Source organism: Pseudoalteromonas sp. NCCP-2140, assembly GCF_023708065.1.
In the GTDB taxonomy this organism is placed as follows: domain Bacteria; phylum Pseudomonadota; class Gammaproteobacteria; order Enterobacterales; family Alteromonadaceae; genus Pseudoalteromonas.
In genome coordinates, this window is record NZ_BRCZ01000001.1 from 268,523 (window position 1) to 283,679 (window position 15,157).

General features: G+C 39.8%; 14 protein-coding genes. 10 read left to right on the top strand and 4 right to left on the bottom strand.

Annotated features, from left to right (window positions below; translation table 11 throughout):
• The first annotated feature begins 118 nt into the window (after positions 1–118).
• The gene (locus NFU46_RS20435) at positions 119–241 is read left to right on the top strand and encodes a hypothetical protein (RefSeq protein ID WP_285835528.1); all 123 of its coding nucleotides are present in this window, start codon (positions 119–121) and stop codon (positions 239–241) included.
• Between the two features lie 82 nt (positions 242–323).
• Positions 324–1,676 (top strand): NADP-specific glutamate dehydrogenase, encoded by a 1,353-nt coding sequence (gene gdhA / locus NFU46_RS01335; protein WP_251598963.1) that lies wholly within the window; start codon positions 324–326, stop codon positions 1,674–1,676.
• A 258-nt stretch (positions 1,677–1,934) separates the two neighbouring features.
• Here the strand turns inward: gdhA and NFU46_RS01340 are convergent, their stop codons facing one another.
• The 4 genes from NFU46_RS01340 to NFU46_RS01355 all read right to left on the bottom strand — a co-directional run bounded on the left by NFU46_RS01340 (position 1,935) and on the right by NFU46_RS01355 (position 6,612).
• Entirely contained in the window at positions 1,935–2,909 is a 975-nt protein-coding gene (locus NFU46_RS01340; protein ID WP_251598966.1) for a transposase, read from the bottom strand.
• Positions 2,910–3,130: 221 nt separating this feature from the next.
• On the bottom strand, positions 3,131–4,846 hold the full coding sequence (locus NFU46_RS01345) for an AMP-binding protein (RefSeq protein ID WP_251598968.1): 1,716 nt from the start codon (positions 4,844–4,846) through the stop codon (positions 3,131–3,133).
• Between the two features lie 235 nt (positions 4,847–5,081).
• Positions 5,082–5,534 (bottom strand): DUF3010 family protein, encoded by a 453-nt coding sequence (locus NFU46_RS01350; RefSeq protein WP_175078269.1) that lies wholly within the window; start codon positions 5,532–5,534, stop codon positions 5,082–5,084.
• A gap of 64 nt (positions 5,535–5,598) precedes the next feature.
• Positions 5,599–6,612 carry an endonuclease/exonuclease/phosphatase family protein gene (locus tag NFU46_RS01355; protein ID WP_251598972.1) on the bottom strand — a complete coding sequence of 338 codons (1,014 nt, stop codon included), beginning with the start codon at positions 6,610–6,612 and terminating at the stop codon, positions 5,599–5,601.
• Positions 6,613–6,861: 249 nt separating this feature from the next.
• Between NFU46_RS01355 and thrS the strand changes: the two genes are divergently transcribed.
• The 8 genes from thrS (at position 6,862) to NFU46_RS01395 (ending at position 15,121) form a co-directional block, all read left to right on the top strand.
• On the top strand, positions 6,862–8,772 hold the full coding sequence (gene thrS, locus NFU46_RS01360) for a threonine--tRNA ligase (protein WP_063529252.1): 1,911 nt from the start codon (positions 6,862–6,864) through the stop codon (positions 8,770–8,772).
• 57 nt (positions 8,773–8,829) lie between these two features.
• Positions 8,830–9,393 (top strand): translation initiation factor IF-3, encoded by a 564-nt coding sequence (gene infC, locus NFU46_RS01365; RefSeq protein ID WP_082389338.1) that lies wholly within the window; start codon positions 8,830–8,832, stop codon positions 9,391–9,393.
• 208 nt (positions 9,394–9,601) lie between these two features.
• Positions 9,602–9,802: a 50S ribosomal protein L35 gene (gene rpmI, locus NFU46_RS01370; RefSeq protein WP_054554888.1), complete on the top strand. Its 201-nt coding sequence runs from the start codon at positions 9,602–9,604 to the stop codon at positions 9,800–9,802.
• 15 nt (positions 9,803–9,817) lie between these two features.
• Complete coding sequence (rplT, locus tag NFU46_RS01375) at positions 9,818–10,177, top strand: 50S ribosomal protein L20 (RefSeq protein ID WP_036968189.1); 360 nt, start codon at positions 9,818–9,820, stop codon at positions 10,175–10,177.
• Between the two features lie 199 nt (positions 10,178–10,376).
• Positions 10,377–12,173, top strand: coding sequence for a M14 family metallopeptidase (locus NFU46_RS01380; protein WP_251598976.1), 1,797 nt, complete (start codon positions 10,377–10,379; stop codon positions 12,171–12,173).
• Position 12,174: 1 nt separating this feature from the next.
• Positions 12,175–12,816: an MBL fold metallo-hydrolase gene (locus tag NFU46_RS01385; RefSeq protein ID WP_251598979.1), complete on the top strand. Its 642-nt coding sequence runs from the start codon at positions 12,175–12,177 to the stop codon at positions 12,814–12,816.
• A gap of 145 nt (positions 12,817–12,961) precedes the next feature.
• Positions 12,962–13,420: an Lrp/AsnC family transcriptional regulator gene (locus tag NFU46_RS01390; protein WP_036968198.1), complete on the top strand. Its 459-nt coding sequence runs from the start codon at positions 12,962–12,964 to the stop codon at positions 13,418–13,420.
• A gap of 144 nt (positions 13,421–13,564) precedes the next feature.
• Positions 13,565–15,121: a SulP family inorganic anion transporter gene (locus NFU46_RS01395; RefSeq protein ID WP_251598982.1), complete on the top strand. Its 1,557-nt coding sequence runs from the start codon at positions 13,565–13,567 to the stop codon at positions 15,119–15,121.
• Positions 15,122–15,157 lie beyond the last annotated feature (36 nt).

The following is a 15,157-nucleotide window of genomic DNA, read 5'->3' on the forward strand; positions in this document are numbered from 1 at the left end:
AGCGGACACCTCCCAGTTCGCTATGAGCTTCAACAATTTTTTCATTGTTAATAAAGCTGATTAAAATTAATGCTTATTGCAGGCACCTTTAAAGTAAAGCAAATTAACGTCGACTGTGATGCTGGCAAATAGTGCCTTAGAGCTTGTGGCAGAAGTTTGGTTTTATGATTCTCAAAATGAATCACTGCGTTTTGAGTGGCAATATGATGGGGAGCAATCAGCGGTGTTCACTATTCGTTAAACATGAGTGATCGATATTATGTCTTAGTCAGTTTAATTCTAATAGACTGAATATTTTCAACAGCTTGAAAGAGGATTTTGTAATGCAATATATCGAAGAGGTACTGCAATCAGTTAAAGAGTCTAATCCAAATGAGCCTGAGTTTTATCAAGCTGTTGAAGAAGTGCTTTCATCAATAAATCAGGTAGTAGAAGGTAACAGTGAATATCAACAGCAGGCAATTCTAGAGCGGTTAGTTGAGCCTGAAAGGCAAGCAATATTCAGGGTTCCTTGGCTTGATGATAACGGCAAAGTGCAAGTTAACCGTGGTTTTAGAATCGAATTTAGCTCAACTCTAGGCCCATATAAGGGAGGCTTGAGATTCCATCCGAGTGTAAATCAAAGTGTGGTGAAGTTTTTAGGCTTTGAGCAAGTTTTGAAGAATGCACTCACAGGTTTGCCATTAGGAGGCGCTAAAGGCGGTGCTGATTTTAACCCTAAAGGGAAAAGTGACAATGAAATTATGCGTTTTTGTCAGTCATATATGACTGAACTCTATCGTCACATAGGTGCTAACACAGATGTACCTGCTGGTGATATTGGCGTTGGGGCGAGAGAAATTGGTTATTTATTCGGTCAATACAAACGGATAACAAATCAATTTGAAGGAGTGTTAACTGGCAAGCCTGAGATTATGGCAGGTTCTTCACTGAGAACCGAAGCTACTGGCTATGGTGTTGTATATTTTTTAAGTGCCATGCTAGATGCTAAAGGCGATTCTTTAAGAGGTAAGCGATGCCTAGTTTCTGGTGCTGGTAATGTAGCATTGTATTTGATGGATAAGCTTGACCAATACGATGCTGTTATTCTTAGCTGTAGTGATTCAAAAGGGACCTTGTATTGTAAAGATGGGCTTGATGTGGCTCTTGTAAAACACTTAAAAAATGAACAAGGTGCTGAGCTTAGGGATTATTTGAACGAGCACAAAGATGCTGAGTTTACGCCTGTAAATCAATACCCTAGCGACGGACATCATGTATGGCGATATGAGGCGGATATTGCACTTCCTTGTGCAACTCAAAATGAAATTACCGAAAAAGATGCTGAAGCTTTGGTTGAAAATGGCTGCTCTGTTGTATGCGAGGGTGCAAACATGCCGACCACAGCTGATGCGTTAAAAGTGTTTAAAGACAATGATGTATTTTTAGGTCCAAGTAAGGCTGCAAATGCTGGTGGAGTTGCTACCAGTCAATTTGAAATGGCTCAAAATGCCAGTATGCAAAAGTGGCGAGTTGAGCAAGTTGATGAGAAACTTCAACAAGTTATGAAGTCTATTTTCGATACAATTTCAGCTACCGCCAAACAGTACTCGAATGAACATGACTTGGTCCTTGGTGCGAATATAGCAGGGTTCGAACGAGTTGCAGATGCTATGTTAAAACAAGGTGTAGTGTAACGTATAGAATTAAAGGGAATTAAAGCGAATTAAAGAGACATCCATTTTTATAAAAAGACACCCACTTTTAGTATGTAAAAAGTAGATAGCCACAGCTTTTGGTTGAGTTCATTTATGTACAAATTATGTTTAGTTCTTTGTTGTTATTTAAATTTAAAAATTAGTTATTTAATTCTAGATGAAATTAAATTCAGTACGCAGAAATTTTCTGTTTTTTAAAATAGATGAATAAAAGTAGTAAATGAAAAGTTTAAGTGTTTAGCAAAACAAAGCTTGGCTATTAGTTATTGAGCTTCTTCGTTTTCGCTTCATGTGATTAGTATAAGCTGTGATTGCTTGTTCTTTACCTGCAGTATTTTTAAATGAGCGGGTAAAGGAAGTGGTGAGTGTAAGCCAGTTTTCTGTACAAATGTTTAACCTTTCGAGTATTGGTAATGCCTCTTCTGGGATTTTCCCGGGCTTATCTTCTCGTATTGAGCGCCCAGTCCAATCAATAAGTTGCAGATATGTCTTGAGCTCAAATGGTAGTCCCTTAGGCATATGTTTACGTGTTTTACCTGCAAAGCGCATAAGCGATGTTGGTTGCTTATTATTTTGAGCTGCATTAAATCTAGATTTAATACTGGTGTAGTCAGATTGCTCAGGTAAATCGGCCGCTTTTGCTCTTACTGGGTTTAAATCAACATAAGCAAGGCATGCAGCAAGTGCAGCTTCATCAAGTAAAGCTTGTGATTTAAAGCGACCTTCCCAAAACCGTCCATTGCACTCATCTTCTTGATTCGCTTTTCGTGCAATACCCTCATTAAGAACTCGCATAAACCAACTAATGCTGCTTAGCCTTTCTCTATATAAATTTACTCTGACATTAACCGCAGCGAGCTCTGCTTGTGTTAGCAATTCGCCATTTAAGAACCGTTGGCAAAGGAATGTACTTTTAAATAACTTGTGCCACCTAATCAGAATCGCTTTATTATTGAGACGCTTAGCTTTTGCTATATCGATGTGCAGTACTAAATGAGTGTGATTACTCATAACCGCATAGGCGCAAATATCAATACAAAATATCCTGCCAAGTTGAAGTAGTTTCTTTTCAATCCAATCGCGCCGGTGTTCATATGAACGACCCGTTAGTGGGTCTTGTCCGCACAAATAGGCGCGACGAACGCAACGTGAAATGCAGTGATAATAAGGCGTGTTTGAAACGCTAATTAAGTTTCTACGTGGGGTTGCCATGCTCTTCTCCTCCTTGAGTTGAACAATTTAAGTTTAGTTATAATTTTGTGAAGTGAGAAATATTAAGTTGGGTGTCTTCTTAAATTTATTCTTTAGATATGAAGCTCGGTTAACTCCTTAAATAAATATGGGCGTCTTAATTTAATATGGGTGTCTTAATAAATTAAAAAGCTCAGGCGGGCTGAGCTTTTTAATTTAGGTTGTATTTTGCAAGTAAATGATTACGAAAAGGCTTTTTCGCTTAGGAGTTCTTGCATTTGTTCGCGCATTTTAAATTTTTGAAGTTTGCCTGTTACTGTCATTGGGTATTCTTCAACAAAGCGGATGTGCTTTGGTACTTTGAAATAGGCTAGTTTATCTTTTAAGAAATCACGAATGGCATTTTCATCAAGTACTGCATCATCTTTAGGTTGGATCCAAGCGCATACTTCTTCACCGTATTTGGCATCGCTAATGCCAAATATAGCTGCATCTTGAATACCTGGGTAGGTGTAGAGAACTTCTTCTATTTCTCTTGGGTAAATGTTTTCACCACCACGGATGATCATGTCTTTTATTCGGCCAACGATAGCAACAAAGCCATCTTCGTCCATCACACCTAAGTCTCCAGAATGTAACCAACCGTCTTGATCAATTGTTGCTTTCGTTTTCTCTTCATCATTCCAATAGCAGCGCATAATTCCAGCACCACGACTACATACTTCACCCGGTATGCCAACTTTTTGAATATCACCCAGCTCGTCGATAATTTTCACTTCAGTATGGGCTAATGCACGGCCCACTGTGGTAACTTGTTTTTCGAGAGGCGAGTCTGTTTCGGTCACATTATTGATAGGGCTACACTCAGTTTGGCCATAACCAATTACAACTTCTTTCATATGCATTAATGAGTGAACTTTACGCATAACTTGCTCAGGGCAGGTTGAGCCGGCCATTACGCCTGTTCGAAGGCTAGATAAGTCATAGTTTGCAAAATCTTTAAGCTCTAACTCGGCGATAAACATAGTTGGAACACCATGCAGGCCTGTACAGCGTTCCTTTTCAACAACTTCTAGGGTTGTTTTAGGGTCGAAAGAATCACCCGGAAAAACTGCGGTAGCACCTTTACTTATACATACTAAATTGCCAAGCACCATACCAAAGCAGTGATATAGCGGTACAGGAATACAGAGTTTATCCTCATGTGTCAGCTTCATCGCTTGGGCCATCAAAAATCCGTTATTGAGGATGTTTTTATGCGATAAGGTCGCTCCTTTTGGATTACCCGTAGTACCAGAAGTAAATTGAATATTGATATCTTGGTCACAGCTTAAAGTAGCAGCTATTGCATCAAGCTCTAGCTTATGGGCATCTGTTGCGCGTTGCATGATATCGCTGAAGCTAAACATGCCAGTAGCAGGCTCATCACCAATACGAATTATATTTTTTAGGTGTGGCAGGGCGTTTAAATTTAATTCACCTGCTTGTGAATCTTTAAGTTCCGGTGCGAGCTCATTGAGCATGCTTATATAGTTACTGGCTTTAAATTCACTTTCTGTGATAAGTGTTGAACACTCAACACTATTGAGTGCGTATTTTAATTCGCTTGGTCGGTATGCAGGGTTGATGCACACCATAATTGCACCAATCTTGGCTGTAGCAAATTGGGTTAAGCACCATTCAATATTGTTAGGAGACCAAATACCAACCCGGTCGCCAGGTTTTACGCCAAGTGATAATAATCCCATTGCTAACTGGTTAATCTGCTGCTGGTATTGTCTATAGGTTAATCGGATCTGTTGATGATGAACCACAATTGCGGGATGATCAGGGTAATTGTCGACAATATTGTCAAGGTACTGTCCAATTGTTTGTTCTATCAATGGAATGTCTGTACGGCCTTGATAATAGCTTTGAGTAAGTGGAAGCGCATTACAGTGTGTGTTCTTTGTCTGCATTGTATTCTCCGTGTCCGGTTAATTTGTTGTCATGGACTTGATGCAAAAGAATTGAAATAATCATTTAGGATGATTTCAAAACATGCGTACCTGATTAACTAAACATAGATTGTCGACAAAGAAAAGCTTTATAAGACTAATGTACAGAGTGTAATTTTAATAAAGCAGAATAAAGAATGGGTTTTGAGGTATAAAAAAACGTGCCGTAGCACGTTCTTTTAAGAATAAGCAGAAATTAAGCTTTTGGCTCATCTTGCTTATAAGTTTTACGCATGATGTACACGTAAGCACTAATGAATGCGTTTTCTTGGAATTTTTTCAGGCCTGTGTCTTCAAAATCAATAGGTACTGGGTTGCGCTTAAGCTGCTCTTTGATTTCAGTTGCAGATAAAACTTGCACATCTAAGTGCTCGATTAACTGAATAGCCGTTTCCATTTTGAAACCTTTCGCACTACCAGCGAATTTACCTTTAGCTTGGCGCTCTTTGATTGCTACAGAGTCAATTTGGTAATCTTCCATTAATTTTTTGAAATCAAATTGGAATTTACGCATTACTTCTGTGTCATTACCGTTACCTAAGGTAAAACGTGTTTGTCTGACATCACGGATATCAAATACGTCATTGTCTTTGGTTAAAATACACAGTAGTACGTCGCTACCTGTAATTTCTACACCGCATGTTCTCATGGTCATTCTCTAAATAACTTAATTTGCGCAATTATAGCAAGTAACGTTATGAAAAACAGTTGCTTTAAAAATGAATTTTTATAGCGATAACACTATGGTCACTTACACTAATGTCTTCGGTCAGTTGTGTAGGGGAAATATGCTTGTCATAACTTTCATAGTCGAGTGCTTTCACCTTTGAAACTTGGCAATCGGGATTAAAATGTGCAGAGGCAAGAATATAATCTAATACATTCCCTTTCCCTTGATAATAATGGCTAAAGGGTTTGTTTTTATTATCATAAAACGAGCGGCTAAACTCATAGCTGTCGGTGAGGCCAACAACGGGTTCGTTATGTTCTATGCAGGGCTCACAGCGTGTAGGATGAAACCCTTGTGTCATAAACGATAAAGTAGGGCTAGTAAGTACATCGTTAAAGTCACCCATAACGAGCGTTGCACATTGCTTTTCGCGTTGGGTTTTTAGCGCATCATAATAAACAATAGATGCTTCCAATGAACGCGATATTTGAGACTGCATGGTACCCACAGTCTGGTGTAACAACTGCAGCAGCGGATCTTCAAGGTTATGAATATTAAGAATATGCGCCATTGATTGCACACGTTGTGACTTAAAGTGAACAACATAAAAGCAGACTTCACCAAAATCAGGTAAATCAATCATACATTTAATCGGTGTGCGGTTAAATTTGAACTCATTTTGATTGTTTAAGTACTCAAGTAATTCAGGGCATGGCGATAGTGCATCGGCCGATTTAAACGGGTATTTACTGGCAATCGCAACCACAGGATTGAATAACACTTGCGGATAAAGGCTATCATGGGACGGGCTATCGACCGTTTTAAAATAATCATATCCCGCTTCTTTGCATTGCACTTCTAGAGCATGCTGACTAAACACTTCTTGAAACGCCACCACATCAGGGTTTGCCTCATTTAAGAAATTAGCTACAAACAATTGTTTTTGCTGCCATTGCGTATTGTTATAGCGTTCATGTAATTGGTAAAACGAGTAGGGTGGCGCGGTGTAATTTAATAAATTAAACGTTGCGAATTTGAACGTACGCGTGTTTGGCATTTTCATCACTCTAAAAGTACTGACTCACTAAGTATGAAATGACTTAACTAATTGTCAATTTAGTCTTCTAACTACTTGTATTTGAGCACGTGAGCAGCGACAATAGATGCTTGTATTTGCGAAGACTCAGTAAATACAAGCTTAAATAGCAATGCTTATTCGTAAAAGCGTTGCAGAGTTACATAAAATTTTTTTAAAAATATTACATGTGATGCATTGTAGGCATCACCACTGTATTAAGGATTTATAATGCCAGTTATTACCCTCCCTGACGGCAGTCAGCGTAGTTTTGAAAACCCAGTAAGTACATATGACGTAGCGAGCGATATCGGTCCAGGTCTTGCCAAGGCAACGATTGCAGGCCGTGTTAATGGTACTCGTGTTGATGCATGTGACTTAATCACTGAAGATGCGCGTTTAGAAATTATCACAGCAAAAGATGATGATGGTTTAGAGATTATCCGTCACTCATGTGCGCACCTTATTGGTCATGCAGTTAAGCAGCTTTTCCCTGAAGCAAAAATGGCAATCGGTCCGACCATCGATAACGGTTTCTATTACGATATCGATATGGAACACTCTTTAAGCCAAGATGATTTAGATGCTATCGAAAAGCGTATGCTTGAGCTTGCTAAAACAAACTACGACGTTGTTAAAAAGACCGTAAGCTGGCAAGAAGCACGCGATACTTTTGAAGCGCGTGGTGAAACCTATAAAATGGAAATTCTAGACGAGAACATCGCGAAAGATGATCGTCCAGGCTTATACCATCACGAAGAATACATCGACATGTGTCGTGGTCCACACGTTCCAAACATGAAGTTCTGTCAACATTTCAAAATCATGAAAGTGGCAGGTGCTTATTGGCGCGGTGATTCTGAAAACAAGATGCTGCAACGTATCTACGGCACTGCATGGGCAGATAAAAAGCAACTTAAAGCGTATTTAAAACGCTTAGAAGAAGCTGAAAAACGTGATCACCGTCGTATTGGTAAAGCGCTTGATTTATGGCACTGGCAAGAAGAAGCGCCAGGCATGGTTTTTTGGCACAACGATGGCTGGAGCATTTACCGTGAACTAGAAGACTTCGTTCGTGAAAAATTACGTGAGTACGATTACGAAGAAGTTAAAGGCCCATTAATGATGGACCGTGGTTTATGGGAAAAATCAGGTCACTGGGATAAATACGCAGATGCGATGTTCACAACTGAATCTGAAAAGCGTGAATACGCAATCAAACCAATGAACTGTCCGGGTCACGTACAAATCTTTAACCAAGGTTTAAAATCATACCGTGATCTTCCATTACGTATGGCTGAGTTTGGTTGTTGTCACCGTAACGAACCATCAGGTGCATTACACGGCTTAATGCGTGTACGTGGCTTTACTCAAGATGATGCGCATATCTTCTGTACTGAAGAGCAAATCATGGATGAAGTTTCTGCATGTATCAAAATGGTTTACGACACATACGAAACGTTTGGTTTTGAGAAGATCGTTGTAAAACTATCTACTCGTCCAGAAAAGCGTATCGGTGAAGATGAAATGTGGGATAAAGCTGAGCTTGCGCTAGCTGATGCATTAAAAGCAAACGACATTGAGTTTGATTACCTACCAGGTGAAGGTGCATTCTACGGTCCTAAGATTGAGTTTACACTTTATGACTGTTTAGACCGTGCATGGCAATGTGGTACTGTACAGCTAGACTTTGCATTACCAGGTCGTTTAGGTGCAACTTATGTTGCTGAAAATAACGAACGTCGTACACCAGTTATGATCCACCGCGCGATTTTAGGTTCAATTGAGCGTTTCATCGGTATTTTAACTGAAGAATACGCTGGCTTGTTCCCAACGTGGCTTGCTCCTAAGCAAGTTGTGATCATGAACATCACGGACAAACAAGCAGATTATGTGCAAGAAATTGTACAAAAATTAAATAAACTTGGAATTAGAGCCGCTGCTGACTTGAGAAATGAGAAGATTGGCTTTAAAATCCGTGAACATACGTTAAAACGTATTCCATATTTACTTGTTGTTGGCGATAAAGAAGTTGAACAACAAGAAGTGGCAGTACGCACTCGCACAGGTGAAGACCTAGGCAAATTTAGTGTTGATGATTTCATTGCAAAAGTAAGCGAAGAAATTAAAAATCGACAATAAATCATGAGCGTGTAGGGCAAAACAAACAGCCAACTACACGCTTTTTATTTTATATTCTTGGAGGATCGTACCATTAGAGGCGGCAAGAAAGGGCAACAAACAGCTCAAAAAAATCGTATCAACGAAGATATTACAGCTAAAGAAGTTCGTTTAATTGGCATCGACGGCGAGCAAGCTGGCATCGTGTCATTAAAAGAGGCGCAAGCTATCGCTGATGATGCGGGTGTAGATCTTGTAGAAATCAGTCCTAATGCTGAGCCACCTGTTTGTAAGGTTATGGACTACGGTAAGTTCATCTTTGAAAAAAGCAAAGAACTAAAAGAACAAAAGAAAAAGCAAAAGCAAATCCAGGTTAAAGAAATCAAATTCCGTCCAGGTACGGATGAAGGTGACTACCAGGTTAAGCTACGCAACTTACGCAAGTTCTTAGAAGCGGGTGATAAAGCTAAAATCACTATCCGTTTCCGTGGTCGTGAAATGGCTCACCAAGAAATTGGTATCGAATTATTAAACCGTGTTAAAGCCGATTTAGAAGATGTTTCACAAGTTGAATCATTCCCAAATCGTGTTGAAGGTCGCCAGATGGTTATGATGATGGCACCTATTGCTAAAAAGCAATAAACAGGGTATATTACGCACCGATTTTATTTCAGGTCTGCAAGTAACAGTTTACTGTTCACCTGAAATAACCGGTTATAAGTAAGGTTGCACTGCTTTTGTAGTGAACCTTCACCGGATTATGGCAGTAAGTTAGGCCTTAAAAGTAGAGCTATTTTTATATCTCTCGCCTGCTTGCTAATTTTTAAGCAATACATTTGGAGTTATTGCAATGGCTTACAAGCTAAAAACTCACAGAGGCGCGGCTAAGCGTTTCAAGAAAACTGCTTCTGGCGGTTTCAAGCGTAAACAAGCGCATCTTCGTCACATTCTGACTAAGAAAACTTCTAAGCGTAAATTACACTTACGTCCTAAGATGATGGTTCATAAGAATGACCATGGTCTAGTTTCACGTATGTTACCATTCGCTTAATAGGAGTCTTCAGAAATGGCAAGAGTTAAACGCGGTGTTATCGCACGTGCACGTCACAAAAAAGTTTTAAAGCAAGCTAAAGGTTACTACGGAGCACGTTCACGTGTTTACCGCGTAGCTTTCCAGGCAGTTACTAAAGCGGGTCAATACGCTTACCGTGACCGTCGTGCTAAGAAACGTACTTTCCGTCAACTTTGGATTGCACGTATCAATGCAGCAGCTCGTCAAAACGGTCTTTCATACAGCCGTTTTATCAATGGTCTTAAAAAGACTTCTGTAGAAATCGATCGTAAGATCCTTGCAGATATCGCTGTTTATGACCAAGTTGCATTCGCAGCGCTTGTTGCAAAAGCAAAAGAAGGCCTAGCGGCTTAATTTCGCTTTTCATAAAGTTTAAAAAGGAGCCTTGTGCTCCTTTTTTTGATCTTAATTAATATTCATAACTAATAACGATTTTGCATAGCGTATGTCGTTTGCTCCATTTTTTTGTTGAATCACCGCAGTTTACGCAATCCATTCAGATTAGTTGTTATAATTTCCCCAATATAGAATAAGTACCGCACTTGAGAGTGATATGTTTGCGAGTTTAGTGTTTTTATCTGCTGCAGTAACTTTAGACAGCCACTTACCCCCACTGTTGCCATGGCAAGGCGATAGTGTGTCTTTAATGCAAGAAAAAGGACCTTTAACCACAGATTTTGAATTAAGCGAAGGCACTTTATCGCCTGATTATGCAGACACTATGGCGTTCGTAGATCGCCTTGTTGCCGCAAACCCAACACAATTCAAAGTAACGACTATTGCGACAAGCAGCGCTGGTCGTGCGGTTAAGATGTTAGTGGCGAATGAGCAAGGTTTGTTTGATGCCAAACAACTTGTTGCTGATACAAAACCAACCATCTTTATTCAAGCAGGCATTCACAGTGGTGAAATTGATGGCAAAGACGCCATGTTTATGTTGCTACGCGATATTGCAACAGGTAAACGCCGCGATATTCTCAGCAAAGTCAATATTCTGTTTATTCCTATTTTAAACGTTGATGGTCACGAGCGTAGTAGCCAATACAACCGTATTAATCAGCGTGGCCCAGTAGAAATGGGCTTTAGAACGAATGGTCTAAATTTAAATTTAAATCGTGATTACACTAAGCTGGATACACCCGAAGTACGCGGTGTGATGCAGGTTATTAATCAATTTAAGCCAGATTTATACGTGGATGTCCATGTAACCGATGGTGCTGATTACCAATATGATGTTACCTACGGCTATAATCCGGTTTTTTCTAGTGAATCACCAAGTGTGTCACAAGCGTTAGATAATTTGTTTAAACCTGTTATTGATGCCAAACTCGAAAAAGCAGGGCATATTCCTGGTCCACTGGTTTTTGTAATGGACAAGCGCGAATTTAAAAAAGGTTTAGCGGGTTGGGTGGCAACACCACGTTTTTCAAATGGCTGGGGTGATTTACGTTCATTACCAACAATATTAGTTGAGAACCACTCTTTAAAACCTTATAAGCAGCGCGTATTAGGTACTTATGTATTTATTGATGGTGCTATTGACGCTTTAGCTGCAAACGATAAAGCCCTTAATGAAGCTGTTCAAAAAGAGCTAGATTTCAAACCGACACAATTAGTTGTTGAACGTGGTTATGCAAAAGAGCCAGATACCATCGAATTTAAAGGTATCGCTTATTCAAGAACTGAAAGTGCATTGTCAGGGCAACCTGAAGTTAAATATTTAGGTGAAGTTAAAAACTATGACGCTTTGCCTATTTACTGGCAGAAAGAGGTTAAAAAGACCGTTAACGTTCCTACAGCGTTTTATATTCCGCCGGCGTATAGCCAATTGGTAAGTAAGCTTAAATTACACGGCGTAGAAGTAACGACACTTAATGAAACTGTTTCTGAGCCATTAACCCAAGCAAGCGTTGCTGATTATTCATTTGCAAAAGCACCTTTTGAAGGACGTTTTCGTGTAGAGGCGACATTTGATTACAATACCGTAGAAAATGTCGATATGACCGGCTGGTACAAAGTCTCAACTGAGCAGCCATATTCAGAGCTGGCGACGCACTTACTACACCCAGAAGCGCCAGATTCATTCTTTGCTTGGGGCGAGTTTAATACTATTTTTCAGCGTACTGAATACGTTGAGAATTACGCTTTAATGCCGTATGCACGTCAAATGCTAAAAGAAAAACCTGCATTGGCTTTAGAGTTCGATAAAAAAATTCGTGAAGATAAAAGCTTTGCAAAAGATGCTGATGCGCGCTTGCATTGGCTTTATGAGCGTACACCGTTTTATGATCAAGGCTATTTAAAATACCCCATTTTAATGGCGTTTGAGCAGTTACAAAAAGGACAATAACATGAAAGTGCTTGCTGTTCCTGTTACTGGCTTCGCGCAAAATTGCCGCATTATCATTTGTGAGCAAACGAATAAAGCGGCCTTGGTTGACCCAGGTGGCGATGCAGACAAACTTCAAGCAGAACTTGCTGCTTTAAATTGCCAATTAGAGGCAATTTATTTAACACATGGCCACTTAGACCACGTGGGTGCTGCAAAGCAACTCGCAGAGCATTTTAGCGTTGATATCATTGGCCCACATTTAGATGATAAATTTTGGTTTGATGCCTTGCCAATGCAAGCGCAAATGTTTGGTTTTGCACCAATTACACCATTTTATCCAACGAAGTGGCTAAATCATGGCGATACAATCACAGTGGGTGAACTTGAATTATCTGTACGCCATTGCCCAGGGCATACGCCTGGTCATGTTGTTTTTTACCACCAAGGTTCAGAACAGCTGATTGTGGGGGACGTGATTTTCCAAGGCTCTGTCGGTCGTACTGACTTCCCGAAAGGGGATAGTGCGCAATTAATCGAATCAATTAAGTCTGAGATTTTATCATTCTCTGATGAAGTTGCTATTTTGCCAGGCCACGGTCCGAATACCACCGTAGGGCATGAGCGAAAAACCAATCCATTTATTAGCGGACGTTTTGGTTAATGCCAACGCGTAACAATAGCTTAGTAGTTTGTAAGTGGATCAGTATAAAATTGCAATTTTTTTGCATAAATAGTAGAAAATAGGCAGACTGATTTTTAAATCAGTTATATAATTTAACCAGTATTTTTACAGAAAAAGAAATAAAATGTCTCTGAACCAAGTAGATCGCCAAATTTTGGCATTATTACAGCAGGATGCTAGCTTATCTACGGCAGAAATTGCCGATAAAGTTGGTTTATCTCAATCTCCATGTTGGCGTCGTATTGCTAAGCTTGAGCAAGATGGCTATATCAAAGGTAAAGTTGCTTTGCTTGACGAGAAAAAGCTTGGCTTTGATATGTTAGTTTATGCCCATGTTCGTCTATCTAACCACGGTAGAACGAATCTAGCTGAGTTTGAGCGTTTAATTATGAGCTATGATGAAGTAACGGAGTGTTACAGCATGGCGGGTACCATGGACTTCATGCTTCGAATTATTTCTAAAGGTATTGAAGGTTATGAGCAGTTTGTTCGTGATAACCTACTAAACCTTGAGTTTGTTCAAGAAGTTCACTCAAATGTGACCATGACATGCGTTAAGCGTAGTACGTCTTTACCTCTTTAATCTTTTTCTACTACGTTTTATTTTTTCGAAAACGGTTAGTGCTTTTAGGTACTAGCCGTTTTGTTGTTAATAATTGTTAACTTTTGCGGATTTTGCTAGAATTCTGCGCCTTGCCGAAATGCATTCACTATAAAGAGGATCTTAATGTTTAACTTACTCAGCAAAGCCCCAAGCTCTGCTAAAAACGATATTCTATCAGGCCTGACCGTTGCGTTGGCATTGGTACCAGAAGCGGTTGCGTTTGCTTTTGTTGCTAATGTTGAGCCTTTGGTTGGTTTATATGCCGCATTTATTGTTGGCTTAATTACGGCTATTTTTGGTGGTCGTCCAGGTATGATTTCTGGTGCTACCGGTGCACTAGCCGTTGTAATGGTAAGTTTAGTTTTAGATCATGGTGTAGAGTATTTATTTGCTACCGTCTTATTGATGGGGATACTGCAAGTACTCGCAGGTATCTTCAAGCTCGGCAAGTTTATTCGCATGGTTCCGCACCCAGTAATGCTGGGCTTTGTAAATGGTCTTGCGATTGTTATTTTCTTAGCTCAACTTGGGCAATTTAAAGTACCAGACGGTATGGGCGGCCAACAGTGGATGGAAGGGCAAGCACTTTATATTATGCTTGGCTTAGTAGCGTTAACTATGGCTATTATTCATTTCTTACCTAAGCTAACCACTGCTGTACCTTCATCGTTAGCTGCCATTGTTACTGTAACAGCGATTGTGATTGGTTTTGATTTAGAAGCGCGCACTGTACTTGATTTCTTAAAAGGAATGACAGGTAATGAGCAGGCAACGATTGCCGGTGGCTTGCCGGAGTTCCATATTCCTATGGTGCCATTTAATCTTGAAACATTAAAAATTATCTTCCCTTATGCTTTAGTTTTAGCGGCGATTGGTTTGATTGAATCATTATTAACACTGACCTTAATTGACGAAATTACTGAAACCCGTGGTCACAGTAACAAAGAGTGTATTGGTCAAGGCGCTGCAAACATTACCTGTGGTTTCTTCGGTGCAATGGGTGGTTGTGCGATGATTGGTCAATCTATGATCAATATTAACTCAGGTGGTCGCTCACGTTTATCTGGTATTAGTGCAGCATTAATACTGCTAGCATTCATTATTTTTGCAGCCAGCCTCATTGAGATGATCCCACTTGCTGCCTTAGTTGGCGTTATGTTCATGGTTGTTCTTGGTACCTTCGAGTGGGCAAGCTTCAAAATGATGAAGCGTGTGCCTAAGTCTGATGCTTTTGTTATCGTACTTGTTTCAGGTGTAACCGTAGTAACAGATCTTGCGATCGCGGTATGTGTGGGTGTGATTGTTTCTGCTTTAGTTTTTGCTTGGCAGCATGCTAAACACATTTACACAAGCAATTACATCGATGAGCAAGGCTCTAAAGTGTATGAGCTTCATGGTCCTTTATTCTTTGGTTCGGTTAAGAACTTTGGTGAGTTATTTGATGTTAAAAATGACCCAGAAGACGTGATCATTGAATTCAAACATAGCCGTGTTGCTGATCACAGTGCGATTGAAGCGATTGACAGTCTCGCAGACAAATACGCAAAAGTGGGTAAGAAACTGCATTTACGTCATTTAAGCCCTGATTGTATTCAACTTTTACACAATGCGCGTGATTTAGTTGAAGTCAATGTGATTGAAGATCCAAATTATAAAGTGGCTTCAGATAAACTAGCTTAAAAATAAAGCAGAGAAAAAGCGAAGGCTGTTGTGGCC

Excerpts from the sequence above, each read along its gene's own strand:
- NFU46_RS20435 (WP_285835528.1), top strand. The coding sequence starts at position 119 with ATGCTGGCAAATAGTGCCTTAGAGCTTGTGGCAGAAGTTTGGTTTTAT.
- gdhA (WP_251598963.1), top strand. The coding sequence starts at position 324 with ATGCAATATATCGAAGAGGTACTGCAATCAGTTAAAGAGTCTAATCCA.
- NFU46_RS01340 (WP_251598966.1), bottom strand. The coding sequence starts at position 2,909 with ATGGCAACCCCACGTAGAAACTTAATTAGCGTTTCAAACACGCCTTAT.
- NFU46_RS01345 (WP_251598968.1), bottom strand. The coding sequence starts at position 4,846 with ATGCAGACAAAGAACACACACTGTAATGCGCTTCCACTTACTCAAAGC.
- NFU46_RS01350 (WP_175078269.1), bottom strand. The coding sequence starts at position 5,534 with ATGAGAACATGCGGTGTAGAAATTACAGGTAGCGACGTACTACTGTGT.
- NFU46_RS01355 (WP_251598972.1), bottom strand. The coding sequence starts at position 6,612 with ATGCCAAACACGCGTACGTTCAAATTCGCAACGTTTAATTTATTAAAT.
- thrS (WP_063529252.1), top strand. The coding sequence starts at position 6,862 with ATGCCAGTTATTACCCTCCCTGACGGCAGTCAGCGTAGTTTTGAAAAC.
- rpmI (WP_054554888.1), top strand. The coding sequence starts at position 9,602 with ATGGCTTACAAGCTAAAAACTCACAGAGGCGCGGCTAAGCGTTTCAAG.
- rplT (WP_036968189.1), top strand. The coding sequence starts at position 9,818 with ATGGCAAGAGTTAAACGCGGTGTTATCGCACGTGCACGTCACAAAAAA.
- NFU46_RS01380 (WP_251598976.1), top strand. The coding sequence starts at position 10,377 with ATGTTTGCGAGTTTAGTGTTTTTATCTGCTGCAGTAACTTTAGACAGC.
- NFU46_RS01385 (WP_251598979.1), top strand. The coding sequence starts at position 12,175 with ATGAAAGTGCTTGCTGTTCCTGTTACTGGCTTCGCGCAAAATTGCCGC.
- NFU46_RS01390 (WP_036968198.1), top strand. The coding sequence starts at position 12,962 with ATGTCTCTGAACCAAGTAGATCGCCAAATTTTGGCATTATTACAGCAG.
- NFU46_RS01395 (WP_251598982.1), top strand. The coding sequence starts at position 13,565 with ATGTTTAACTTACTCAGCAAAGCCCCAAGCTCTGCTAAAAACGATATT.